This window comes from Sphingomonas natans, from assembly GCF_030546695.1.
In the GTDB taxonomy this organism is placed as follows: Bacteria; Pseudomonadota; Alphaproteobacteria; order Sphingomonadales; family Sphingomonadaceae; genus Sphingomonas_I; species Sphingomonas_I natans.
Genome location: NZ_JAUOTP010000001.1, coordinates 406,305 through 430,994, shown reverse-complemented (window position 1 = coordinate 430,994; position 24,690 = coordinate 406,305). Strand labels below are relative to the sequence as shown.

Genomic DNA, 24,690 nt, shown 5'->3' with positions numbered 1-24,690 from the left:
GGCGCGGGTGGCCATTGCTTTCATTCAAGCGGCGAGCCGAAGCTCCAGCCGATCCCAGATCTCGACGAGCGCCGAGACCAGGTCTTCCATCATTTCGAGATTGTGCGCCGGGCCGGGCGTGAAGCGCAGCCGCTCCGCGCCGCGCGGCACGGTCGGATAATTGATCGGCTGCACATAGACGCCATATTCGGCGAGCAGAATGTCGCTTATCCGCTTGGCGCGGACCGGATCGCCCACCATCAGCGGGACGATGTGCGTGGTGGAAGGCATGACCGGCAGGCCGGCCTCCGCCATCATCTCCTTCAGCTTCGCCGCCGCCGCCTGCTGTCCGTCGCGCTCGACGCAGCTCGCCTTCAGGTGACGGACGCTGGCGAGCGCACCGGCGACGAGCACTGGCGAAAGGCTCGTCGTGAAGATGAAGCCCGGCGCATAGCTGCGGATCACATCGATGATGACCTGATCGGCGGCGATATACCCGCCCATCACGCCGAACGCTTTGCCGAGCGTCCCTTCGATGATCGTCAGTCGGTGCGCGGCATTCTCGCGATCGGAGATGCCGCCGCCGCGCGGGCCGTACATGCCGACGGCATGGACTTCGTCGAGATAGGTGAGCGCATTATACCGGTCGGCGAGATCGCAGATCGCGTGGATCGGCGAGATGTCGCCGTCCATCGAATAGACGCTCTCGAATGCGATCAGCTTCGGCGTCTCGGGCGCCTCGGCGGCGAGCAATTCTTCCAGATGCTCCAGATCATTGTGCCGGAACACGCGCTTCTCGCAGCCGGAGTTGCGGATGCCGGCGATCATCGAGGCGTGGTTGAGCTCGTCCGAGAAGATCACGCAGCCCGGCAGCACCTTCGCGAGCGTCGACAGCGCGGCCTCGTTGGAGACGTAGCCGCTCGTGAACAGCAGCGCGCCTTCCTTGCCGTGAAGATCGGCCAGCTCGGCTTCCAGATCGACGTGATAATGGGTGTTGCCGCCGATGTTGCGCGTACCGCCGGAGCCCGCGCCGACATCATGCAGCGCCTCTTCCATCGCGGCGATCACGTCGGGATGCTGCCCCATCGTCAGATAGTCGTTCGAGCACCACACCGTGATCGGCTTCGGGCCGTTATGCCCGGCGAAGCAGCGCGCGTTCGGGAACGTGCCCTTGTTGCGCAGGATATCGATGAAGACGCGATAGCGGCCTTCTGCATGCAGCCGATCGATCGCCTGGGTGAAAACGCGCTGATAATCCAACGTTCGGGCCTCTCCGACGGATCAATGCCCATAACGCCGCCGCTTTTGCGTTTCCAGCCAAAAGCGGTGGTCACTCTGATCGACTAAAGCGTTTCGGTCCGGTCCAGTGCGAAACGAGCAAGGGTCGTCCGCAGGCCGGCGGGAACATCGAGAGGGGCGGTGAAGACGGCAACGCCGGCGCTTGCGGCGGCTGGCCAGTCTTGCCCCTCGGTCAGAACGACGATCCGTCGCGCGATCCCTTCGGCGCCGTCGACGAAGGTGAGCGGGCGCGGCGCCACCGCGGCAAGCCGATCCGCGACGAGCGGAAAATGCGTGCAGGCGAGCACGATCGTGTCAATCCTGTCGCCGCCATCCTGTTCGAGCAGGCCGTCGAGCGCGGTGCGATAGTCGGCGTCGGGCGTGGGCTGTCCGCGCAGACTCGCTTCCGCCAGTTCGACGAGCCGCGCCGAGCCGTGGCGCAGCACGAGACAATCGCTGGCGAAGCGCGCGGAGAGATCGTCGACATAAGGCTGCCGCACCGTCGCATCCGTACCGAGCACGCCGATCGCGCGCGTCCGCGACAGCGCGGCGGCCGGCTTGATCGCAGGGACCGTGCCCACCACTGGCAGATCGAGCGCCGCGCGCACGCCCGCCAGCGCGATCGTCGAGGCGGTGTTGCAGGCGATGCAGATCAGGCGCGGCTTGTACCGCTCGGCGAGCCTCCCGAGCAGAGCGGGGACGCGCGCCGCGATCTCCGCCTCGCTCTTCGTGCCGTAGGGAAAGCCGCCATTGTCCGCGACATAGACGATCGGCGCGTCCGGCAGCAGCGCGCGGACGGCGCGCAGTACCGAGAGGCCGCCGATGCCGGAATCGAACAGCAGCAGCGGCCGCGCGTCCTCCACGCCCTGCGCCTTCCTATGCGCCGAGGAAATCGCGCTTGCCGATCGCGACACCCTTCTGGCGGAGCAGGCCGTACGCGGTCGTCAGATGGAAGAAGACGTTGGGGATGACGAATCCGAGCAGATAATCCTGGCCCGTGAACTGAAGCTCGTTCGGGCCGGCCTTGAGCATGATCTCGCGCTCCTCGCTGCCGTCGACCTGATCGGCCGGGATGCTCTCGATATAGGCGATCGTCTTCGCGAGCCGCTCGCGCAGTGCCGGCAGGTCGGCTTCGTCGTCCGCCCAACTCGGTGGGGTGAGGCCGGCGAGGCGGGCGATGCCGCCCTTCGCCATGTCGCTGGCGATCTGGATCTGCTTGGGGAAGGGCAGCATGTCGGGCGCGAGGCGGGCCTCGAAGATGGCGTTCGGATCCAGGCCCGTGGCGGCGGCATGCGCCTCGCCCTTTTCGATGATGGCCGAGAGCGCCTTGAACTGGCGCACGAACATCGGAACCGAAGCCTGATACATCGAAAGCGTCATTGCCAGCATCTCCCGCAAAACCCTGCCGACTCCGGCAGGCCGCGCGCTCATAGCAGGGCTGGGCGGGGGTGCGATATCACGCGTCGGAAGGCGCGTTGACGCCCATCGCGCCCCCTCTTAAGGCCCGAGACCGGACGCGCGCAGGGGAACCGGCATGGCACAGAAGATCTATCCCGATGCGACCGCAGCACTGGCGGGCCTGCTCCGCGACGGCATGATCATCTGCTCCGGCGGCTTCGGCCTGTCGGGACTGCCCGAACGCCTCATCGACGCGATCGAGGCGTCGGGCGTGAAGGGGCTCACGGTCGTTTCCAACAATGCCGGAATCGATAATGTCGGTCTCGGCAAGCTGCTTCGCAGCCGCCAGATCGCCAAGATGATCTCGTCCTATGTCGGCGAGAACAAGGAGTTCGAGCGGCAATATCTGGCCGGCGAGCTCGAGGTGGAATTCTGTCCGCAGGGGACGCTCGCCGAGCGCTGCCGCGCGGGCGGCGCGGGCATCCCCGGCTTCTATACCAAGACGGGCGTCGGCACGATCGTCGCCGAAGGCAAGGAAACCAAGGAGTTCGACGGCGAGACCTATGTGCTCGAGCGCGGCATCGTCGCCGACCTGTCGATTATCAAGGGCTGGAAGGCAGACGAGACCGGCAATCTCGTGTTCCGCAAGACCGCGCGCAACTTCAATCAGCCGATGGCCACCGCGTCGAAGATGACGATCGCCGAGGTCGAGGAGATCGTGCCCGTCGGCAGCCTGGATCCGGACGCTATCCACGTGCCCGGCATCTACGTGAAGCGTCTCGTGCTCGGCGCGCCGTACGACAAGAAGATCGAGTTCCGCACGACGCGGCCGCGCGAGGCGGTGTGATGCGCGCACCGGCGCTCGCCGCGGCGCTGCTGCTTCTGTCGGGCTGCGCCGCCGTCGGCCCGCATGCCCCGCAGGCTGCCATCGCCCCGGCCGCCGTGCCCAAGACCTATCAGTGGTTGCAGGGGTCGGGCGAGGCGGCGGCGCTCTCGCGCCAGTCCTACGGCGCGCTGACCCGCTACGTGCTCGCGACAGTCGCAGAGCGTGCGAAGGGCGGGCCCGTCGAAGGCGCGGTGCTGGCGGACGGCGCGGCGCTGCGATCGCCGGCATGGGCGGCGTGCGGGGCGAAGCCGGCGGCGATCGTGCTCGACATGGACGAGACCGCGATCCTCAATACGGGCGCCAATTACGATTCGGCGCGGCGCGGCGATCCGGCCTTCGATGTGCCGCGCTGGGATGCATGGGAGCAGGACGGCGCATCGTTCGTCGATCCCGTGCCGGGCGCGGTTGAGGCGCTGGCGGCGTTGCGCGCGGCGGGCGTCACCCCGATCTTCATCAGCAATCGGCAGGCGCGTTTTTCCGGTCAGGCGACGCAGGCGCTGGCCGCGGCCGGGCTTGGCGACGCAAGTGCTGGGCGGACGATGTTCCTGCGCGAGGCGGGTACGAGCAGCGGCAAGGATATGCGCCGCGCGACGGTCGCCGCCCAATGGTGCGTGCTGGCGATGATCGGGGACCAGCTCGGCGACTTCAGCGATCTCTTTAATGCCAAAGGCATGGATCCGGACACGCGGCGCAAGCTCGCGGAGCTTCCCGGAGTTGCCGCACGCTGGGGGCAGGGCTGGTTCCTGATACCGAACCCGGTCTACGGCCCCGGCGTCGTCGGAACGCTGGAGCAGGTCTTTCCCGATCATCGCTGGCCTGGCCCGCAAACCAAGGAGACGAAGTGATGGCGTGGGATCGCAACCAGATGGCGGCGCGCGCCGCGCGCGAACTGCAGGACGGCTTCTACGTCAATCTCGGCATCGGCATCCCGACGCTCGTCGCGAACAACATCCCCGAAGGCATGACCGTCACGCTCCAGAGCGAGAACGGCATGCTAGGCATCGGGCCCTTCCCTTATGAGGGCGAGGAGGATGCCGACCTCATCAACGCCGGCAAGCAGACGATCAGCGAGCTGCCGTCCTCCAGCTATTTTTCGAGCGCCGACAGCTTCGCGATGATCCGCGGCGGGCATATCGATCTGACCGTGCTCGGCGCGATGGAGGTTGCCGAGAATGGCGACATCGCCAACTGGATGATCCCGGGCAAGATGGTGAAGGGGATGGGCGGGGCGATGGATCTCGTCGCCGGGGTCAAGAAGATCATCGTCGTGATGGAGCACACGTCCAAGGACGGCAGCGCCAAGTTCATCCCGGCCTGCACGCTGCCGCTGACGGGCACCAACGTCGTCGACATGATCGTGACCGATCTGTGCGTGTTCCAGCGTCCCGATCATCAAAGCCCGTTCAAGCTCATCGAGCTCGCACCGGACGTCACCGCCGACGAGATCGCTGCCAAGACAACGGCGCACTACCTCTCATAGACTATGCTCGCGGGAAGGGCGGGAAGGACAGCGGCGCGATGGCCGCGCCCGGCGATCCCTGCGTGGCCAAGCCGTAGATCGCCATGCCCAGCGGGCTGAAGGTGATCAGGTCGATAGCGATCTGCATCGTCACGATCGTTCCGGCGCCCCACCACCAGGCGGGATGGATCTTTCCGCGTGCGCGCAGATCGCGGACCATTCCGACCAGCGGAAACAGGATGACGACCGCGAAGACCGCCCAGCCCGCATGGGGGATCATGAGCGGCAGCGGCAGCAGCCGTCCCACGCCGGGACCGAGCAGGATCGCCATTCCGCAGAAGATCAGGCGGCGGTGCCACTGCGTCTTGCGGCGCATCGTGATCGAAGCGGCGACCAGTCCTGCGAAGGTCACCAGCGTCACGGGATCCATCACGAGGAAATAAGCGGGCTGGAAGAAGAAGGGCGCATGCCCTGCGCGCACGAGAGCGACCGTCACCCAGACGCCCATCACGATCATCGCGGGCACCCACGCAACCGCCAGCCAGCCGAGCCGCCGGTGAATGTGACGGTAACCGGTCCCGACGAGGACGTTCTGGAGGAGATACAGCATCGTCCAGCCGAAGAAGATCACGGCGTGGAGGTGAACCCGAAGTGGCGCATTGAACGAGGATCGACCGAAGGCCAAATGAACCGAGAAACCGGCGGCGAGCAACGCGGCCATGATGATCGCGCTGATGACGAAGAAGCGTTCGTCGTTCACCGTACGCCGCGGCCTGCCCGCCAAGGATGCCATGCTTGATCCCCCCGTCTCGAACCGCGCATATGTGGCATGAAATGTTGCCACATCAAAGCAACGCACTCTTATCGGGCAGTTCTGGATGAAGGTCGGTCCCCTCCTGATCAAGCTGCGTCTGCTGTGCGGCGATCGTTTCGCGATGGGTCCGGGCAAGGCCGATCTGCTCGCCGCGATCGATCGCGAACATTCGATTTCCGGAGCGGCCCGGGCGATGGACATGAGCTATCGGCGGGCGTGGCTGCTGGTCGACGAGATGAACCGCTGCTTTGTCGAGCCTCTCGTGGAAACGCTGTCGGGCGGTGGGCGCGAGCGCGGCGCGCGGCTCACGCCGGCGGGGCGGCGCGTCGTCGCGGCCTATGGTGAATTGGAGGCGGCGTCGGCACAGCTCGCCGACCATTCGTCCCATCGCGAGCTTGCCGCGATGCTCCGCGACGAGCCCATCGCGCCGGCCGCCGACCCGGTGCCGACCGACCCCACGCGATAAAGGCCGGCTTCCCAAGGCTCGGCGCCTCTCTATATATGTTCGAATATAGAGAATCGGCGCAATGCCATAAAGGGGACCCATGACTTCGACTTCGACCGCGCTGACGGCGCTCGTCCTTGCATCGCTCTTTGGCGGCGAGGCCATCGCGCAAACGCCTGATTCCGCTGCCGCTTCGCGCCCGCCGGAAACGTCTTCGGACGGCGGGCAGGGCCTTCCCGACGTGATCGTCACCGCGCGGCGCCGCGAGGAGGATGCCCAGAAGGTGCCCGGTGCGCTTTCGGTCGTGGCCGCGGACCTGCTTTTGCGCAGCTATACGGTGAACACGCAGGGGCTCAGCACGCTCGTGCCAAGCCTCAACTATAGCTCGGCCAATCCGCGCAACACCGCCTTCACGATCCGCGGTCTCGGCTCCAGCGTCGTCGCGGTCAGCCAGGCGAATGACGGGCTCGAGCCCGGCGTCGGCTTCTATGTCGATCAGGTCTATCACGCGCGCCCGGCGACCGCCGCGTTCGACTTTTCGGACATCGAGCAGATCGAAGTGCTGCGCGGGCCGCAGGGGACTTTGTTCGGCAAGAACACGACCGCCGGCGCGATCAATATCTCGTCCAAGGCGCCGACCTTCACGCCCGAGGGATCGGCCGAAATCTCGCTCGGCAATTATCGCTTCGTCCAGGCTCGCGCCTCGGCGTCCGCACCGCTCGTCGACGACAAGCTTGCGATCCGCCTGTCCGGCGTCTCCACGCGCCGCGACGGCGTGATCAGCGACGTAAAGGGCGGCGATCATAACGGCATCGGCAACCAGGCGGTGCGCGCGCAATTGCTGTTCACCCCGACCGAGAGCTTCAAGCTGCGCGTCATCGGCGATTATACTGGCTTCTCCAGCAACTGCTGCACGCAGGTCTATCTGCGCGTCGGGCAGAGCCAGCGCGCCGCCGCCCGCCAATATCCGGCGCTCGCCGCCGGGCTCGGCTACACGGCGCCTAGCACCAATCCCTATGACCGCGTGACCGACATCGATGCCCAGCTCGACGTCTCGACCAGCGAGGGCGGCTTCACCGGCATCGCCGACTGGGACGTGGGTGCGGCGACGATCACCTCGGTCACCGGCTGGCGCTTCTGGGACTGGGATGCCGCGAACGATCGCGACTATACCGGCATTCCGATCCAGCTGACCCAGCACATCCCTTCGCTCCAGCACCAATTCAGCCAGGAATTGCGCGTCGCCTCGAACGGCGAGCACAAGATCGGTTATGTCGCCGGGCTCTATTATTTCTGGCAGGATCTGAAGGGCGAGCCGATCAGCATCTACGGGCCTACCGCCACCTATTGGCTGCTCGGGCCGGCGAGCCAGTATCCGCAGAACCTGCTCGATGGCTATGGCACGGACGGCCACACGGATTTCCGCTCGAAAAGCTATGCCGCGTTCGGCGAGGTCAACTGGAAGCCGGTCGACCGGCTGACGCTGACGGGCGGGCTGCGTTACACCTATGAGCGCAAGAGCGGGACCTACGACACGTTCGTGTTCGGCGGGCTGGCGACGACGAACACGACGCTCGTCAACGCCAAGCTCTCGATCCTGCGGCCGCAGACCTATGCGGCGAAGGACAATGACGGCAGTCTCTCGGGCCGCGCCAATATCGCCTATCAGCTGACCGACGGCATCATGGGCTATGCGAGCTTCGCGCGCGGCTTCAAGTCGGGCGGGATCAACATGTCGGGGCTCGCGCTGACCTCGACCAATCAGCCCGCGCTCGCCACCGCGGTCGTCCGTCCGGAGAAGAACACGACCTATGAGGCGGGGATCAAGACGCGGCTGTTCGATCGGCGGCTGATCTTCAACGCGGACGTCTTCTACACGCGCGTCGACGATTTCCAGGCGACGATCGTCGACAGCAGCCAGACGGTCGCGCTGCGCGGCTATCTGTCGAACATCCCGAAGGTGGTGGTGAAGGGCGTCGAGCTGGACGCGACCGCACTGGTGACGCGCACGCTCTCGCTACGCGGCGCGCTCGAATATGCGCATGGTCGTTATGCCGATTATCCGGCAGGCCCTTGCCCGCTCGAGTTCCAGACCGCGGCGACGACGGCGTGCAATCTGACGGGGCGGCGCCTCTCGGGCCTGCCGACCTGGGCGGCGACGATCGGCGGCGACTGGGCGCCGGAGGTGCGCGGCGGCGCGATCGTGGTGCACACCGACACCGCGTTCCGCAGCGGCTATTATGGCGACCCGTCGCTGTCGCGCTACACGTTCATCCGCGGCTACAACGTCACCAATGGGAGCCTCGGCTTCCGCTCGAACAAGGGCTGGGAGGTCGACCTGTTCGCGCGCAATTTGCTCGCTTCGCACTACATCCAGAACCTCACGATTCAGGCGGGCAATTCGGGGCTGATCCTCGGCACGCCGAGCGATCCGCGCACCTATGGCGTGACCTTCCGCGTCAAGGTCTGATCCAGCCAACGCTTCGTCGCACCCCCTAAGCGGCGAAGCGTTGCGCGTATCGTTGACGGGCGGCGCGCGCTCCGCGACATCCGGCGGCCCCAACAAGACAAGAAGCCGTGCCGCTACCACCCAAGCCGAAACCTCTCCGTCGCGCCTTCTGGCGCGAGCCGCTCGTCCTGCGCAGCCTGATCGGGCTGCTGCTTCTCGTCATGCTCGCCGAGATCGTCGTGATCGCGCGGCATAATTTCACGCCCGCCAAGCAGGGCGAGCGCACCGCCGCCAAGGCCGAGCGGCGGCTGGGGGCGGGGCCGCTCGATCCCAAGCGCGGGCGGATCGATTTCGATCGGGTCAATGCGCGCGCCGAGGCGCTGATGCACCGGCGCGACATGATCGGGATGGGCATCGCCGTGATCGAGGACGGCCAGCTCGCCTTCGTGAAGGGCTATGGCGAGACGAAGGCCGACAGCGGCGACAAGGTGCTGCCGACGACGCTGTTCCGCTGGGCCTCGGTTTCGAAGGGCGTCGCGGCGACGATGGCGGCCCTGCTCGACCAGCGCCACAGGCTCTCGCTGAACGACCCGGTCGCGAAATGGGCGCCTTCGATGCGGCTGCCGAAGGGCAACGAGCAGGTCGCGACGCTGGCGGATGCGATCTCGCACCGGCTCGGCATCGTCAAGAATGCCTATGACGACCGGCTCGAGGACAATGTCGATCCGCGCGAGATACGAGGTTCGTTCGGCACGCTCTTCCCGATGTGCCCGCCGGGCACCTGCTTCGCCTATCAGAATGTCGGTTACGACGTGATCCACGAGGCGATCGAGAAGGCGACGGGCAGGAGCTACGACCAGGCCGCGCACGAGCTGATCTTCGGCCCGCTCGGCATGACGAGCGCGAACACCACCCGAGAGGGCCTCGTTACCGCCAAGAGCTGGGCGCAGCCGCACAATGGCCGGCGCACGCTGCCCGTCGAGGAGGCGTATTACCGCGTGCCCGCGGCGGGCGGCATGAACAGCTCGATCATCGATCTCGGCATCTGGATGCGCGCGCAGATGGGCGGGGCGCCCAATGTGCTCAACCAGCAGTTGCTGTTCACGCTGCACGTGCCGCGCGTGCTGACCCCGCATGGCTCCGCGCCTTATGACCGCGCACAAAGCCTCAACAGCTATGGGCTGGGCTTCCGCCAGACCGATTATGACGGGCACCAGCTCGTCGGCCATCGCGGCGCGGTGAGCGGCTATCGATCGATGATCCTGTTCGATCCGGCCGAGAAGGTCGGCGTCGCGATATTGTGGAACTCGCAATCGGTGAAGCCGACGGGCATGGCGTTGGAGATCCTCGACCAATATTATCGCCGGCCACCGCATGACTGGATGGAGATCGAGCGGCCATGATCGGGCCACGCGGTCGATAAAGGCGCAATTGCCTCAGGCGACGTATTCTATTTATTACGCTGACGCGTAATATTGTTGCGCGCGTTGTGCCGGATCGCGGGGATTTGATGGCTGGCGCGATCAGTTGCCGTCGGTAGCGCGCATGACGACTCGATCGAACACAATTTGGATAGATTCGAAGCGGCCGAAGCATGCCGCCAAAATAGAAGCACAGATAACAATTAACGCAAATTAGGTCCGAAAAAAGGTCAATTAATTTCGGCAACGCTCTGTTAACCACTATGACGACTCGACGGCGGAGGGCCGTTGTCGATCGTGGGGGGATATCATGAAAATTGCTCTGCTTGCTGCGCTTGGCGCAACTGTATTTGCCGCGTCTGCCAGCGACGCTGCAGTCAACATCTACGTCAGCCAGGCGGGCACGAGCGTCTATGCGCAGGCGCTGGGAACGCTGGATCTTACGGGTCTGACCAAGGGTCGCGAGGGCGGCACCGGGATCGGTGCAGTCATCCGCGGTGCCGGCTACATAATCACGGGCGCCGCCGCTCGTCAGCAGCAGGGCTATTCAGGTTTCAGCGGATTCAGCACGTTCGCGTTCGGCGACTATACCACGCAATATGCCGATATCGGCACGGGCGATGGCTTCTCGGTCGTTCTTGGCTCCGAACTGGTCTATGTGCCTTTGGGCTATGTCAGCGGATCGGCGATCAGTTCGGACGCGACCTTCAACAACCAGACGCTCGCCAGGCTGGGCCTCAACCTTGGCGATTACACGCTCACTGCCGGCAATGGCGACACTGTCTCGCTGCATGTCGGCCAGGCGGCGCCCGCCGCCGTGCCGGAGCCGGCCAGCTGGGCGATGTTCATCGGCGGCTTCGGCCTGATCGGCGGCGCGATGCGCCGTCGCCAGCGGACCAGCGTCCGCTTCGCCTGAAAACACGGATCGCCGCCGATCAGAGGATCGGCGGCGATCACCTTCTGGAACCTATTTCGTCTCCGGCATCATCAGGAAGCCGTCGAAGAGCAGCCGCCCGACGTCGGCGAGCGTGCGGCTGCGCGCTGCGGCGTCGGCGACGCCATATTCGAACAGAGCCAAGACCAGGTGATGGCCGTTCGGCAGCGTGAGCACGCCGACATCATTCGAGATGCCCGCGAGTGTGCCGGTCTTGTGCGCCCAGGGCGTGCCGGGCGGGAGCAAGGCGATGACGCGGGGCTTGCCGGTCTTGCAGCGGGCCATGATCTCGAACAGCAATCTGGTGTGATCGGGCGAGAGCAATTGGCCCTGGTAGAGTTTGGCGAGCAAAGTCGCCATCGCGAGCGGGGTCGAGCTGTCGCGCGGATCGGAATCGAAGGCGGGGTTGGGCGGCCAGATTTCGGTGTCGGTCTTCCACGGTTCGACGGGTTCGAAGCGGGCGAGCGATTGCGCTTCGGTGAGCCCCGGCGTCATCGGCTTGTTGCCGTCGTCGAGGATCAGGCGGGCGATGCCGCGATCCGCGCGCTGGCCTTCTATGCCTGACGCCTTGAGCCAGTCGGTCACCGCCTGCGGGCCGCCGACCGCCTGGATCAGCATGTCGGCCGCCGTATTGTCGCTGACGGTGAGCATCAGCTCGAGCAAATTGGCGGCCGAGAGCGCGACGCCGGCATGGGGGAGCGTCTCGGTGATGCCTTCGGATCGCGCGCGCATCGTTTCGTCGAGCGTGAACATCTCGGTCAGGCTGTGGCGGCGCTGCTCGACCTGATAGAGGAAGGTCGCGGCGACCGCGACCTTGACCGCGCTCGCCATCGGGAAGCTCTTGTCGCCCTCGATCGCGAGCGTGACACCGCTTTCGAGATCGATGGCGGCGACGCCGAGATGGCCCGGGGCGGGGGGCGCGAAACGGGCGATGGCGCGGGCGAGGGGGGCTGTGGGCGATGGCGCTGGGCGGGCGGTTGCGGGGGTGGTGGCGAGGAGCGCGAGCGCGATCAGGTGAACGTGGCGCATGCTGGTTTTCCCCGGAGTGTCGAGGGGAGGCTGGCATGGCCGGGAAGAGACCGCAACTTCCCCTTGCCGTTGGGTTCGAGCGTGTCGAGAACGCGCAGGGATCGAGCGAAGTCGAGAGCCCGTGCCAAGTATCCCGGCTTCTCGACTGCGCTCGAAGCCTACCAAGTTCTCGACACGCTCGAACCAAACGGGTGGGCTTACCCCGCCTCGCTCCTGAGCGGCCGCGCGAGCAAAGCCTCCACCGCCTGGGTCGCGGTCCAGTCGCCCGCGATCAGCGCCGCGACGGCTTCGGCGATCGGCATCTCGACGCCCGCCGCGCGCGCCGCCTGGACCAGCACCGGCGCGGTGAACGCGCCTTCCGCGACCGTCCGGCGATCGGACAGCAGGCTCGCCGCGCTCTCGCCGCGGCCGATGCCGAGGCCGAGCGAGAAATTGCGCGATTGTTCGGACGAGCAGGTCAGCACCAGATCGCCGAGGCCCGCGAGCCCGGCCAGCGTTTCCGCCTTCGCGCCGCGGGCGATGCCGAAGCGCGTCATCTCGGCGAAACCGCGCGCGATCAGGGCGGCGCGGGCGTTGCGGCCGAGGCTGGCGCCCTCGACGATGCCGCAGGCGATGGCGAGCACGTTCTTGACCGCGCCGCCGATCTCGGCGCCGATCAGGTCGGTCGAGCGATAGGGGCGGAAATGCGGGAGCGCGATCCGCGCCGCGAGCCGCTCTCCCAGAGCATCGTCGCCGCAGGCGAGCGTGACCGCGGTCGGCAGGCCCGCGGCGACCTCGCTCGCGAAAGTCGGCCCGGAAAGAGCTGCGATCGGGGCCTCGGGGCAGGCCTCGGCGGCGGCCTCCGACATCAGGGCCATCGTGCCCGCCTCGATCCCCTTGGCGCAGAGCAGCAAAGGGGTCGCACCGACGGGGGCGGCCTGGAGGATCACGCGCATATGCTGGGCGGGCGTGACGACCAGCAAAGCGTCGCAGTCGGCGAGATCGGCGATATGCGCGGTCGCGCGGATTGCGGGCGAGAGCGGGATGCCGGCGAGGAAGGCCGAATTTTCGTGCAGCTCGTTGATCGCCTGCGCGACCTCGGGCTCGAACGCCCAGAGCGTGACGGGGCCGTTTTGCGCGGCGACCTGTGCCAGTGCGGTGCCCCAGGCGCCCGCGCCGATCACGCCGATATGGTTCATGCCTTCACGCCCGCGCCGCGCGCTTTCTCGGCGGAGGGATCGAGCGGCCAGCGCGCGCGCGCGACGAAATCGAGCGGATCGTCCCAGCCGAGCCGATGCCGCTCGATCCCGGCCCAGGCGATCATCGCAGCGTTGTCGGTGCACAGCCAACCCGGCGGCGCGATGAAGCGCAGCCCCTGCTCGCCCGCGAGAGTCTCCAGTGCGCGGCGGATCGCGCTATTGGCGGCGACGCCGCCGGCGACGACGAGCGCACGCGGCGCTTCCATCCGGCGCAGGCCGCGCGCGGTGCGATCGAGCAGGCAATCGATTACCGCCTGCGTGAAGGAGGCGGCGATATCTTCCGCGCGGTGGATGCCTGCGTCGCGCGCGCGCAGCACCGCGCTCTTGAGCCCGGCGAAGGAGAAATGCGGTTCGGGCGAGCCGAGCAGGGGGCGAGGGAGCGGTACGGCGAAGGGATCGCCCTTCAGCGCCGCCTGTTCGACCGCGGGACCGCCAGGAAAGCCGAGGCCGAGCAGCTTGGCGGTCTTGTCGAATGCCTCGCCGACCGCATCGTCGATCGTCGTCGCGATCCGGCGATAGTCGCCGGGACCGCGCACCTCGAGCAGCTGGCAGTGGCCGCCCGAGACGAGCAGCAAGGCATAGGGAAATTCCAGCGACGCATCGGCGAGGCGCGGCGACAGCGCATGGCCTTCGAGATGGTTGATCGCGACGAGCGGCTTGCCCGTGGCCAAGGCAAGCGCCTTGCCCGTGACGAGGCCGACCATCACTCCGCCGATCAGCCCCGGACCGGCGGTCGCGGCGATCGCATCGACATCGGCGAGGCTGAGCTTCGCATCGGCGAGCGCGCCTTCGACAAGCGGGATCAGTTTCTCGACATGCGCGCGCGCCGCGATTTCGGGAACGACGCCGCCATAAGGGCGATGCGCCTCTTCCTGCGTGGCAAGGCGGTGCGACAGGATCCGGCGGGAATCGTCGACGATCGCCGCCGCCGTTTCGTCGCAGGAGGATTCGAGCCCGAGAACCAGCATGATGGCGCGCCCATAAGGGATCGGGCGGCAATGCCGAAGCGCTTTCCGCGCGCGCCCGGGGCGGCGCGAATGTGGGCGTTACATTCGTTTACTCGGCGCTTGGGATCGATCCGGCTAGAGGCCTCGCAGCGAGAGACCACCCCCTCTCGCCCCCCAGGAGTAGCTTGCGTGCTCGATGTTCGGAACGATCCCGCCAGACCCAGCATGCTCCCGATCGCCTTGTGCGGCGGGAGCGCGATGTGGCTGCTGGAATTTATCGCCCGGCATCTGATCTGATCGCTTGATCGGATCCACGGTCGGGGGCCTTGCATGTCCCACCCCGCAAGGTCCCCGGCCAACCCTGTGACACTTCGCGCTTGCCCGGGATCGCCGCGCCGTTAAGGGCGCTGGCATGTCTCCACTCCGCCTTGGCACCCGTGGCTCTCCGCTCGCTCTGGCCCAGGCGAACATGGTCGCGGGCGCGCTGCGTGCCGCGCACGGCTGGGACGAAGCCGCGATCGAGATCGTCGCGATCCGCACCACGGGCGATCGCATCCAGGATCGCGCGCTCGCCGAGGTCGGCGGCAAGGCCCTGTGGACCAAGGAACTGGACCGCGCCTTGTTCGACGGCGACATCGATTTCGCGGTCCATTCGATGAAGGATGTCGAGACGATCCGCCCCGACGGTATCGTCATCGCCGCGACCTTGCCGCGCGCCGACGTGCGCGACCGGATCATCGGCGCCGAGAGCGTCGCCGCGCTGGCCGAGGGCGCGCGCGTCGGCACGTCGTCGCCGCGCCGGGCCGCGCAGTTGCGCAGGCTGCGCCCCGATCTCGGAATCGTGCTGTTCCGAGGCAATGTCGAGACGCGGCTGCGCAAGCTGACCGGTGGCGAGGCCGAGGCGACGTTGCTCGCGGCCGCCGGGCTCGATCGGCTGGGGCGCGCTGATATCGGCTTCGCGATCCCGATCGAGACGATGCTGCCCGCGCCCGCGCAAGGGACGGTCGGGATCGAGACGTTGCGCGCGAGCGGCGAGACGCTGCGCCTGCTGGGTGCGATCGATCATGCGGCGACGCATCGCTGCGTTTTGGCCGAGCGGGCCTTGCTCGCGGCGCTCGGGGCGGATTGCCGCTCGCCGGTGGCGGCGCTGGCGGTGGAGCAGGGCGGCGCGATCCACCTGCGCGCGGAACTGCTGAGCGAGGCGGGCGAGGAGCATGTCGCGGGCGAGACGCGGTTCGCCGCGGGCGATGACGCGGCGCCGGGGGCGCTGGCGCGCGATCTGCTCGCGCGCGCGGTGCCGGCATTGCGCGCGCTCTTTACGGGCTGATGCGCCTGCTCGTCCTGCGACCGGAGCCGGGCGCTTCGGCGACCGCCATGCGGGGACGCGCGATGGGGGCGGAGGCGATCGTCGCGCCGCTATTCTCGGTGGAGCCCGTGCCGTGGGAAATGCCCGATCCGCGCGCGCATGACGCGCTGCTGCTGACGAGCGCCCATGCCGTGCGCCATGCCGGGGCGGGGCTGGCGCGGCTGGCAGCGCTTCCCGTCTATGCCGTGGGCGCCGCGACCGCGTCGGCGGCGCGGGAGGCGGGGCTGACCGTGGCGATCACGGGCGGGAGCGACGCCCGGGCCCTGCTCGCTGAGGTCGCGGCGGCGGGGCATGTCCGGCTATTGCATCTCACCGGGGCCGATCATGTCGCGGCCGAGCAGGCCGGTCTCGCGATCACGCGGATCACCGTCTATCGCGCCGATCCGGTGGCCGAGCTGCCTCCGGCCGCATGCCTCGCTTTGGAGCAGGGTGCGATCACGTTGCTCCATTCGCCACGTGCCGCCGCCTTGTTCGCCAGCTTGATCGACCAAGCCGGGATCGCGCGGGCGAGCGTCCGCATCGCCGCGATCAGCGCGGCGGCGCTGCGCGCGGCGGGCCAGGGGTGGGGCGGGGCTGCAAGCGCCGCGCTGCCGACCGACGACGCTTTGCTGGCGGCGGCGGCGCGGCTGTGCGAGACAGGCGCCGAGCGGGAGGGCCGTGCAGGGGCATGATGGACGAGGATTTTTCGGGAGCGCGGCGGCGGCGCGGGGTGCTGGGCCTGTTGCTCGTCGTCCTGCTCGCCTTCGTCGGCGGCGGTTTCGCGACCGTCTATGCGGTGCGTCACTGGGATCGGGTGGCTGCGATCGTGCGCCCGCCCGTGGCCGCGCCCGCGCCGGTCAAGCTCGCGACGCCGCCGCCTGCGCCGCTCATCGCGCCCGTGACCGATCCAGGGCTGATCGACCGGATCAACGCGCTCGACGAGCGGGTCGAGGCGATCGACAACCAGGCGCGCGAGGCGAGCGGCAATGCCGATCGCGCCGAAGGGCTGCTCGTTGCGTTCGCCGCGCGGCGGATCGTCGATCGCGGCCAGCCGCTCGGCTATCTCGAGACGATGCTGCGCAACCATTTCGGCGGGGTCGACCCCCAGGCGGTGGCGATGGTGATCGCCGCCGCGCAGCGCCCGGCGACCTTGCCCGCGCTCCAGCAGAGCTTCGCCGATCTCGCACCGCGGCTGGTGGCCACCCCGCCCAAACAGAGCTGGTGGACGGGCTTCCGTCAGGAAATGGGCGCCTTGTTCGTGATCCGCCGCGCCGAGACGCCCTCGACGCTGCCCGACGATCGGCGCGACCGCGCGCGCAGCGCGCTGCAGCAGGGGCAGGTCGACGTCGCCTTGGCCGAAATCGTGCGGCTGCCGGGGGCGGCGGGCGCGAAGGACTGGATCGCGTCGGCGCGGCGCTATGTACTGGTCCACAATGCGCTCGACCGGATTGAGACCGCGGCCCTGCTCGCGCCGCCGGAAATGCCTCCCGCCGCGCCGCAACTCGCGACGGCTTCTTCCGAGCAGCCCTGAGGCGCTCAGCCGAGCAGGACCTGCCGGATTTCGTCCCACAGAGCGGGCGTCGCCGCGGCTATCAGGCCGAGGCCGGGCACGCCGGGGCGATAGGCGACACCGTCGAAGCGCGCGATGCGGCCGCCGGCCTCGGTCAGGATCAAGGCGCCCGGCGCATGATCCCACGGATGCGCGCGCCAGAAGAGCGCGGCGTCGTTCTGGCCGAGGACGACGCGCGGATATTGCTCGCCCGCGCAGCGCGGGACGGAAACATTCTCGAGGCGGCCGGGCGTGCGCGCTTCGAAATCGGCGCGGACCTCCGAGGGCAGAAACTGGGTGGCGAGCGCGGCGACGGGGAGCGGCTTGCCGGTGGGGCGGGTCGTGACGCGCTCGCCGTTCACGAAGGCGCCGCCGCCCTGCACGGCGTGGAGCAGCCGGCCGGTGACGGGATCCAGGATCCAGCTAGCCTGCACATCGCCGTCGCCGATCAGCGCGATCATGATCGCGAAGGGGGTGATCCCTTCCGCGAAATTGCTGGTGCCGTCGATCGGATCCACGATCCACGCAAGCCCCTCGCCGATGCCGTCGAGCAGGCTGGCGTCGGCGGAGACTGCCTCTTCGCCGATCATCCGCGCTTCGGGGAGGATCTTCGCGAGCCCTTCGCCCAAGCGAAGTTCGGATTCGCGATCGGCGACGGTGACGAGATCCCCGGGCCCTTTCTCGATCACCTCATGCGCGGCGAGTGCGCGGAAGCGCGGCATCACCACCTCGGCGGCGACCTGGCGCATCAACGCGGCGACGGGTTCGATCAGGGCGGTGCTCATGCCATCGGCTCCGAATTGCGGCGCGAGCGGGGATAACGGGGCAGGCCGTCGCACGCCTCCGCCCACTCGATCCGACTCGTGTAGAAGATGTGGAAGCCCGGACGGACGCGATCGGGCTCGTCCAGCGTGGCGATGCTGAAGTCGAGCTGCTCGGGGGAATTATGCTCCTGCAGGAACAAGGGCGTGCCGCACGCGGTGCAGAACTCCCGGTGCGCGAAGTCGCTGGAGGCGAAGCGGCCAAACTTGTCGGCGCCCTGCTCGACCTCATAATCAGTGGTAGGAATGCTCGCGAAGGCCATGGCCGGGCAGCCGGAATTCAGTTGGCAGGTCCGGCAATGGCACCAGCCGGCATCGATCGGATCGGACAGGATCCGGAAGCGGACGGCCCCGCAGGCGCAGCCTCCCGCGAGCGCGGCCATCAGCTGCGATAATCCGCGTTGATCGAGATGTAGCCGTGCGTGAGATCGCAGGTCCACACGGTCGCCTGGCCTTCGCCGAGGCCGAGATCCACGCCGATCTCGATTTCCTGGCCCTTCAGGTGCGCGGCGACGGGCGCTTCGTCATAGCCCTCGACCGCGAGCCCGCTTTCGGCGACCTGGGTCGTGCCGAAGCGGATCGCGAGCTTGTCGCGCTCGGCGGGCTCGCCGGCCTTGCCGACCGCCATGACGACGCGGCCCCAATTGGCGTCTTCGCCCGCGATCGCGGTCTTCACGAGCGGAGAATTGGCGATCGACATGGCGATGCGGTGCGCGCTCTCGTCCGAGCTGGCACCGGCGACGTCGATCGCGATGAACTTGCTCGCGCCTTCGCCGTCGCGGACGACGAGGTGCGCGAGTTGGCGGCACAGATCCGACAGCGCGGCGTGGAAGGCATCGGCGCCCGCATCCTCGACCGTGGTGAGCGGGGCATTGCCGGCGCGGCCGGTGGCGAAGGCGAGCACCGTGTCCGAGGTTGAGGTGTCGCCGTCGACGGTGATGCACGAGAAGCTGTGCGCGTTGGCGCCTTCCAGCATCCGCTGGAGCAAGGATGCCTCGATCGCGGCATCGGTGAAGATGAAGCCGAGCATCGTTGCCATGTCCGGCGCGATCATGCCCGATCCCTTGATGACGCCCACGAGCGTGACCGTCCTGTCGCCGATCACCGCGCGCGTGACGGCGCCCTTGGGGAAGGTGTCGGTGGTGGAGATGGCGTTGGCCGCGTCGATCCATGTCGCTTCGGGCGCGACCAAGGCAGCATCGATACCGGCTTCGGCCTTGTCGATCGGCAGCGGCACGCCAATCACACCGGTAGAGGCGACGAAGACATCGGACGGCTGGCAGCCGATCGCGCCGGCGACGCGCGCGGCGATCGCCTCGACCGCGGAGCGGCCGCGATTTCCGGTGAAGGCGTTCGAATTGCCGGCATTGACGACGAGCGCACGCGCCTGGCCGAGCACGAGCGTCTGGCGGCACCATTCCACCTCGGGCGAGGGGCATTTGCTCTTGGTTGTCACGCCCGCGACGACCGTGCCCGGATCGAGCGCGGCGTAGGTCAGATCGGCGCGATCCCAGGCCTTGTAGCCCGCGCGCGACACGGCGAGGCGGACGCCGGCGATCGGCGGCAGAGCGGGGAAGGGACGGGCGAGCGGGGAGGTTTCGGACATGGATCGCCGCTTACACCGGATTGGGGCCATGTGAAGCGGCCAGCAACGCTTCCAGCTCGTCGGGGCGCAATTCGCGCGCGAGCTGCGCCATCTTGCAGTCGGCGGGCGCCTTGTCGGGCCGCCAGCGGAGCAAGGTAGTGCCGTGGCGGAAGCGATCGTCACTGACCTGATCGTAGCGGACCTCGACGACGAGTTCGGTGCGGAGCGGCTGCCACTCGGCCGAGCGCGCGGTCGCCCAGCGGCTGGGGCCCCCGGGGGCGTCGCCGGTGAAGCCGGGCGCTTCGATCAGCGGCTCCAATGTGGCGAGCAGGGCGATCTTCGCCTCGGCGTCGATCCCCGAGGTGAAGCCGACATGATCGAGCTGGCCCTCGTCATTGTAGAGTCCGAGCAGGAGCGAGCCGATCGCGCGCGCCTCGCCGCTCGCATAGCGGAAGCCGCCGACGACGCAGTCGGCGGTGCGGTGCTGCTTGAGCTTGGCCATGACGCGCTCGCCGGGGCGGTAGGGCAAATCGAGCCGCTTGGCGACGATCCCGTCGAGCGCGCCGCCGGCCTGCGCGAGCCAGTCGCGGGCGACGGCTTCGGATCGGGTCCTGGGCGAGAGGTGAAGGTCCGGGATCGCGATGTCGGCGTGGAAGGCTTCGAGCGCGGCGCGGCGTTCGGCGAAGGGGCGTTCGATCAGGTCGCTCTCGCCCACTGCGAGGCAATCGAAGGTGACGAACTGCGCGGGGGTTTCGGCGGACAGCCGGGTGACGCGGCTCGCGGCGGGGTGGAGCCGCGCCTGGAGCGCCGAGAACGACAGCGCGTCGCCGACTGGCACGACGAGTTCGCCGTCGAGCACGAAACGCGACTCTTCGATCGTCGCCAGCATCGCGAGGATCTCGGGGAAATAGCGGCCGAGCGGCTTGTCCGATCGCGAGCGCAAGGCGATCCGGTCGCCGTCGCGCCAGGCGATGCAGCGGAAGCCGTCCCATTTGGGCTCGTACTGCCAGTCCGGGCCGGTCGGGAGCGCGTCGACGAGCTTGGCTTCCATCGGGGCGATGCCGGGGGCGTCGTCAGCGGGGAAGGTCAGGCTGGTCATGCGGGCCTAACGATGTGGGGGAGTTGGGGTTGCGGCAGTGTGGCGGAGGCGGCGCTCATAAGACGCTTCTCGACTTCGCTCGAAGCTGCGCGGTTCTCGACAGGCTCGAACCCAACGGGATGGGGCCGGTCCTCCACCCGTTCATCCTGAGCCTGTCGAAGGATCGTTCTTCCTTGCCTGAAAAGAACGGTGCTTCGACAAGCTCAGCACGGACGGGATGGGAGGATAGCCGGGCGCTGCGTTTACCGGTGGATAAGTCCGCGGGCGGAGTCGCGCTTCGGGCGGTTCGTGCTTATGCTCTGGGCATGGCCGCCAATCCCTTCGTGCCGCTCCGCATCCTGTCCGCTTTCACGATGCTGGAAGGCGCCATCGATCCGAAGGCGATCGCCGCGCGCGCCAAGGCGCTCGGCTTTCCGGCGGCGGCGATCACCGATCGCAACGGGCTCTACGGCGCGATGCCGTTCGGCGATGCGGCGAAGAAAGCCGGCGTGCAGCCGATCATCGGTGCTTTGCTCGCGGTCGCGCGGCCGGGAGCGGCCGAGGGCAAGGCGGCGACGATCGACTGGCTCGCGCTCTATGCGCAGGACGAGGCCGGCTATGACAATCTGTGCGCTTTGGTTTCGGCCGCGCATCTCGACCGGCCCGCGCACGAGGAGGCGCATGTCGCGCTCGATTGGCTGGAAGGCCGCACCGACGGGCTGATCGCGCTGACCGCGAGCGGCGAGGGCGCGCTCGCACGGCTGCTGGCCGAGGAGCAGAAGGAGGCGGCGGGCCGCTATCTGGATCGGCTGGAGGCCTTGTTTCCCGATCGCCTCTATATCGAGCTGTCGCGGCGCGGCGACCTGACCGAGGAGGCAGCCGAGGAGGCGCTGATCGATCTCGCTTATGCGCGTGGCCTGCCGATCGTCGCGACCAACCCGGCCTGCTATGCCGAGCCGCACTTCCATGCCGCGCACGACATCATGCTGTGCATCGCCGGCTCCTGCTATGTCGATTCGGACGATCGCGCACGCTCCTCGCCCGAGGCGTGGGTCAAATCGGGCGCGGACATGGCGTCCCTATTCGCGGACCTGCCCGAGGCGCTGGCCAACACGCTCGTCGTCGCGCAGCGCTGTGCGGTCGCGGCGCCGAGCCGCAAGCCGATCCTGCCCAGCCTCGCGGGCAATCGCGATGCCGAGGCGGAGCTGTTGCGATCGGATGCGCGCGCTGGGCTGAGCGACCGGCTTCGCAAGATTCTCTCCGTTCGTGCTGAGCCTGTCGAAGCATCGTCCGTTCTTTCAACCGCGCAAGAAGGGCAGGGCTTCGACACGCTCAGCCCGAACGGGGAGATGGATGAGGCGGCGCTGCAGGCGCGCTTCCCGGACTATTTCGAGCGGCTCGCATTCGAGACCGACGTCATCATCTCGATGGGATTTCCAGGCTATTTCCTGATCGTCGCCGATTTCATCAAATGGGCGAAGGAGCAGGATATTCCGGTCGGGCCGGGGCGCGGTTCGGGCGCGGGCTCGGTCGTCGCCTGGGCGCTGACGATCACCGATCTCGATCCGCTCGAACTTGGGCTGCTGTTCGAGCGCTTCCTCAATCCCGAGCGCGTTTCGATGCCGGATTTCGACATCGATTTCTGCGAAACGCGGCGCGGCGAGGTCATCACCTACGTCCAGCAGAAATATGGGCGCGGCCAGGTCGCGCAGATCATCACCTTCGGGCGGCTGAAGGCGCGCGCCGTGCTGAAGGATACGGGGCGCGTGCTTCAGATGAGCTATGGGCAGGTCGATCGGCTCGCCAAGCTGATTCCCAACCATCCGACCGACCCCTGGACGCTGCCGCGCGCGCTGAACGGCGTGTCCGAGCTCGCGAAGGAATATGAGAGCGACGAGCAGGTGCGTCGCCTGTTCGATCTTGCCGGCCAATTGGAGGGCCTGCCGCGGCACAGTTCGACCCACGCCGCGGGCGTCGTCATCGGCGATCGGCCGCTCGATCAGCTCGTCCCGCTCTATCGCGATCCGCGCTCGGACATGCCCGTCACCCAGCTCGACATGAAATATGTCGAGGCGGCGGGGCTCGTGAAGTTCGACTTTCTCGGGCTCAAGACGCTGTCGGTGTTGCAGAAGGCCGTGCAGATGCTGGCCAAGCGCGGGGTCGTCGTCGATCTCACGACGCTGCCGCGCGACGATCTGGAGACATATCGCCTGCTCCAGCGCGGCGACACGGTCGGCGTGTTCCAGGTGGAATCGGAAGGCATGCGGCGCACGCTCTCGGCGGTGAAGCCGACCGTGTTCGAGGACATCATCGCGCTCGGCGCGCTCTACCGGCCGGGGCCGATGGACAATATCCCGATGTTCGGGCGTCGCAAGAATGGCGAGGAAGCCATTGAATATCCTCATGCCTTGCTGGAGCCGATCCTGAAGGAGACCTATGGGATCTTCGTCTATCAGGAACAGGTTATGCAGGCCGCGCAGGTGCTGGCCGGTTATTCGCTCGGCGGTGCGGACATGCTGCGACGCGCGATGGGCAAGAAGATCCAGGCCGAGATGGACGCGCAGCGCGCGGGCTTCCTCGAAGGCTGCGCGCGCGTCAACGGGATCGGCGCGCAACAGGGCAATGCCCTGTTCGATTTGATCGACAAGTTTGCCGGCTATGGCTTCAACAAGAGCCACGCCGCGGCTTATGCCTTGCTGACCTATCAGACGGCGTGGCTGAAGGCGCATCACAAGCCGGAATTCTTCGCCGCTTCCATGTGTTACGACATGGCGTTGACCGACAAGCTCAACATCTGGGTCGACGATGCGCGGCGCTCTGGGCTCGACCTGCTCGCGCCCGACGTCAACGCGTCGGAAGCCGAATATTCGGTCGAGGGCGAAAGCGTGCGCTACGGGCTCGGCGCGCTCAAGAATGTCGGCGAGAAGGCGATGGAGCAACTCGTCGAGGAGCGCCGCGCAAAGGGACCGTTCAAGAGCCTCGACGATTTCGCCGAGCGGATCGATCCGCGGCTGCTCAACCGCCGCCAGCTGGAGAGCCTCGCCGCCGCGGGCGCGTTCGACAGCCTCGAGAAGGATCGCGCGGGCGTGTTCGCGGCGGTCGAGACGATCCTCGCCGAGGCTGCCAAGGCGCATGAGCAGCGCGAGACGGGCCAGGGCGGACTGTTCGGCGGGCCTTCGGAAGCCGCGCACGCGCATATCCGCCTGTCGCGCGAGTCGCGCTGGACGGTCGCCGAGCGGATGGGGGCGGAGAAGGAAGCGTTCGGCTTCTATTTCTCGGCGCACCCGACCGATCGCTTCCGCCATGTCGCCCAGTCCGAGGGCGCGCGATCCTATTCCCAGGTCGTGGCGATGACGGTCTCGTCCGAGCCCGAACGCGACGATCGCGGCCGGCCGATCGCGCGGCCGACCGCCAAGCTCGCCGCTTTGGTCGAGGATGCGCGCTGGCGGACGTCGGCGCGTGGCAATCGCTGGCTGCTCGCGACCTGCTCGGACCAGACGGGGCAGTTCGTCGTCAGCATCTTCGACGAGCCGGTCGCGCTGGAGATGGAGGCGGCGGCCAAGATCGGCGCGTGCCTGCTGATGACGGTCGAGCTAGATCGCCGGCCGGGCGAGGAAACGCCGCGGCTGACGGTGCGCGGCACGCGGCCGCTGGAAAATCTCGTCGCGGGCGCGCGGCTGCGGATGGAGGTCGAACTGGCCGACGCGGGCGCGCCCGCCGCTTTGGCGGGACTGTTCGCGGAAGTGCGCGGCGGGCGGAGCGAGATCGACCTGATCGCCTCGGTGGACGGGCAAGAAATCCGGATCCGGATCGGGCGCGATTATCGCGTCGATACCGAACTCGCGGCGCGGATCGAGCATCTGCCGGGGGTCGGCGCGGTGCGGCTGGCGCCGCTGGAGCCGCCGCGACTGGCGCTGGTCGGCTAAGATCCCACCGCTCATCCTGAGGAGCCATTGAGCTTGTCGAAATGGCGTCTCGAAGGACCGGCACCGTCCTGTCCGTCCTTCGAGACGGGCCTTCGCCACGCTCAGTCCC

At 67.7% G+C, this 24,690-nt stretch carries 22 protein-coding genes; 11 read left to right on the top strand and 11 right to left on the bottom strand.

Annotated elements, in window-relative coordinates:
* Positions 1-24: 24 nt before the first annotated feature.
* The 3 genes from hemA to Q4F19_RS02035 all read right to left on the bottom strand — a co-directional run bounded on the left by hemA (position 25) and on the right by Q4F19_RS02035 (position 2,637).
* A complete protein-coding gene (hemA, locus tag Q4F19_RS02045; RefSeq protein ID WP_303539469.1) occupies positions 25-1,239 on the bottom strand; it encodes a 5-aminolevulinate synthase in 1,215 nt (404 codons plus the stop codon).
* Between the two features lie 83 nt (positions 1,240-1,322).
* Positions 1,323-2,120, bottom strand: a complete 798-nt coding sequence (murI, locus tag Q4F19_RS02040) for a glutamate racemase (protein ID WP_303539468.1) — start codon at positions 2,118-2,120, stop codon at positions 1,323-1,325.
* Positions 2,121-2,133: 13 nt separating this feature from the next.
* Positions 2,134-2,637, bottom strand: a complete 504-nt coding sequence (locus tag Q4F19_RS02035) for a DUF1993 domain-containing protein (protein WP_303539467.1) — start codon at positions 2,635-2,637, stop codon at positions 2,134-2,136.
* Positions 2,638-2,791: 154 nt separating this feature from the next.
* On the opposite strand from Q4F19_RS02035, the gene Q4F19_RS02030 reads away from it, so the two are divergent.
* From Q4F19_RS02030 to Q4F19_RS02020, 3 genes are read left to right on the top strand one after another with little or no spacing between them, the layout of a single operon-like run.
* On the top strand, positions 2,792-3,502 hold the full coding sequence (locus Q4F19_RS02030) for a CoA transferase subunit A (protein ID WP_303539466.1): 711 nt from the start codon (positions 2,792-2,794) through the stop codon (positions 3,500-3,502).
* On the top strand, positions 3,502-4,386 hold the full coding sequence (locus tag Q4F19_RS02025; RefSeq protein WP_303539465.1) for an HAD family acid phosphatase: 885 nt from the start codon (positions 3,502-3,504) through the stop codon (positions 4,384-4,386). The genes Q4F19_RS02030 and Q4F19_RS02025 overlap by 1 nt, the downstream gene beginning before the upstream one ends.
* Entirely contained in the window at positions 4,386-5,021 is a 636-nt protein-coding gene (locus Q4F19_RS02020; RefSeq protein ID WP_303539464.1) for a 3-oxoacid CoA-transferase subunit B, read from the top strand. The genes Q4F19_RS02025 and Q4F19_RS02020 overlap by 1 nt, the downstream gene beginning before the upstream one ends.
* 1 nt (position 5,022) lies before the next feature.
* Here Q4F19_RS02020 and Q4F19_RS02015 read toward each other — a convergent pair whose 3' ends face one another.
* Positions 5,023-5,760, bottom strand: a complete 738-nt coding sequence (locus Q4F19_RS02015; RefSeq protein WP_303539463.1) for a hypothetical protein — start codon at positions 5,758-5,760, stop codon at positions 5,023-5,025.
* Positions 5,761-5,878: 118 nt separating this feature from the next.
* Here Q4F19_RS02015 and Q4F19_RS02010 point away from each other — a divergent pair, with 118 nt between their 5' ends.
* The 4 genes from Q4F19_RS02010 (at position 5,879) to Q4F19_RS01995 (ending at position 11,045) form a co-directional block, all read left to right on the top strand.
* Entirely contained in the window at positions 5,879-6,280 is a 402-nt protein-coding gene (locus Q4F19_RS02010) for a winged helix-turn-helix domain-containing protein (RefSeq protein WP_303539462.1), read from the top strand.
* 79 nt (positions 6,281-6,359) lie between these two features.
* Positions 6,360-8,729, top strand: a complete 2,370-nt coding sequence (locus Q4F19_RS02005; protein WP_303539461.1) for a TonB-dependent receptor — start codon at positions 6,360-6,362, stop codon at positions 8,727-8,729.
* Positions 8,730-8,836: 107 nt separating this feature from the next.
* A complete protein-coding gene (locus Q4F19_RS02000) occupies positions 8,837-10,111 on the top strand; it encodes a serine hydrolase domain-containing protein (RefSeq protein WP_303539460.1) in 1,275 nt (424 codons plus the stop codon).
* A gap of 328 nt (positions 10,112-10,439) precedes the next feature.
* A complete protein-coding gene (locus Q4F19_RS01995; RefSeq protein ID WP_303539459.1) occupies positions 10,440-11,045 on the top strand; it encodes a PEPxxWA-CTERM sorting domain-containing protein in 606 nt (201 codons plus the stop codon).
* Positions 11,046-11,096: 51 nt separating this feature from the next.
* On the opposite strand, the gene Q4F19_RS01990 is transcribed toward Q4F19_RS01995, so the two are convergent.
* The 3 genes from Q4F19_RS01990 to tsaD form a co-directional block, all read right to left on the bottom strand.
* The gene (locus tag Q4F19_RS01990; protein ID WP_303539458.1) at positions 11,097-12,092 is read right to left on the bottom strand and encodes a serine hydrolase; all 996 of its coding nucleotides are present in this window, start codon (positions 12,090-12,092) and stop codon (positions 11,097-11,099) included.
* A gap of 197 nt (positions 12,093-12,289) precedes the next feature.
* Positions 12,290-13,270, bottom strand: coding sequence for an NAD(P)H-dependent glycerol-3-phosphate dehydrogenase (locus Q4F19_RS01985; protein ID WP_303539457.1), 981 nt, complete (start codon positions 13,268-13,270; stop codon positions 12,290-12,292).
* Positions 13,267-14,301: a tRNA (adenosine(37)-N6)-threonylcarbamoyltransferase complex transferase subunit TsaD gene (gene tsaD / locus Q4F19_RS01980; RefSeq protein ID WP_303539942.1), complete on the bottom strand. Its 1,035-nt coding sequence runs from the start codon at positions 14,299-14,301 to the stop codon at positions 13,267-13,269. Before tsaD ends, Q4F19_RS01985 begins: the two co-directional genes overlap by 4 nt.
* A gap of 388 nt (positions 14,302-14,689) precedes the next feature.
* Between tsaD and hemC the strand changes: the two genes are divergently transcribed.
* The 3 genes from hemC to Q4F19_RS01965 are packed head-to-tail and all read left to right on the top strand — an operon-like array spanning position 14,690 to position 17,153.
* A complete protein-coding gene (hemC, locus tag Q4F19_RS01975) occupies positions 14,690-15,604 on the top strand; it encodes a hydroxymethylbilane synthase (RefSeq protein WP_303539456.1) in 915 nt (304 codons plus the stop codon).
* The gene (locus tag Q4F19_RS01970; protein ID WP_303539455.1) at positions 15,604-16,314 is read left to right on the top strand and encodes a uroporphyrinogen-III synthase; all 711 of its coding nucleotides are present in this window, start codon (positions 15,604-15,606) and stop codon (positions 16,312-16,314) included. The genes hemC and Q4F19_RS01970 overlap by 1 nt, the downstream gene beginning before the upstream one ends.
* Positions 16,311-17,153 carry a COG4223 family protein gene (locus Q4F19_RS01965; protein ID WP_303539454.1) on the top strand — a complete coding sequence of 281 codons (843 nt, stop codon included), beginning with the start codon at positions 16,311-16,313 and terminating at the stop codon, positions 17,151-17,153. Before Q4F19_RS01970 ends, Q4F19_RS01965 begins: the two co-directional genes overlap by 4 nt.
* A gap of 5 nt (positions 17,154-17,158) precedes the next feature.
* Here the strand turns inward: Q4F19_RS01965 and Q4F19_RS01960 are convergent, their stop codons facing one another.
* Genes Q4F19_RS01960 through Q4F19_RS01945 form a run of 4 tightly spaced genes read right to left on the bottom strand, consistent with a single transcriptional unit; the run spans position 17,159 to position 20,676 of the window.
* Positions 17,159-17,956, bottom strand: coding sequence for an inositol monophosphatase family protein (locus Q4F19_RS01960; protein ID WP_303539453.1), 798 nt, complete (start codon positions 17,954-17,956; stop codon positions 17,159-17,161).
* Entirely contained in the window at positions 17,953-18,375 is a 423-nt protein-coding gene (locus Q4F19_RS01955) for a GFA family protein (RefSeq protein WP_303539452.1), read from the bottom strand. Before Q4F19_RS01955 ends, Q4F19_RS01960 begins: the two co-directional genes overlap by 4 nt.
* Positions 18,375-19,598, bottom strand: coding sequence for a bifunctional glutamate N-acetyltransferase/amino-acid acetyltransferase ArgJ (argJ, locus tag Q4F19_RS01950; RefSeq protein WP_303539451.1), 1,224 nt, complete (start codon positions 19,596-19,598; stop codon positions 18,375-18,377). Before argJ ends, Q4F19_RS01955 begins: the two co-directional genes overlap by 1 nt.
* A gap of 10 nt (positions 19,599-19,608) precedes the next feature.
* The gene (locus Q4F19_RS01945) at positions 19,609-20,676 is read right to left on the bottom strand and encodes an ATP-dependent DNA ligase (RefSeq protein WP_303539450.1); all 1,068 of its coding nucleotides are present in this window, start codon (positions 20,674-20,676) and stop codon (positions 19,609-19,611) included.
* A 305-nt stretch (positions 20,677-20,981) separates the two neighbouring features.
* Here Q4F19_RS01945 and dnaE point away from each other — a divergent pair, with 305 nt between their 5' ends.
* The gene (dnaE, locus tag Q4F19_RS01940) at positions 20,982-24,581 is read left to right on the top strand and encodes a DNA polymerase III subunit alpha (RefSeq protein ID WP_303539449.1); all 3,600 of its coding nucleotides are present in this window, start codon (positions 20,982-20,984) and stop codon (positions 24,579-24,581) included.
* The last annotated feature ends 109 nt before the right edge of the window (positions 24,582-24,690 follow it).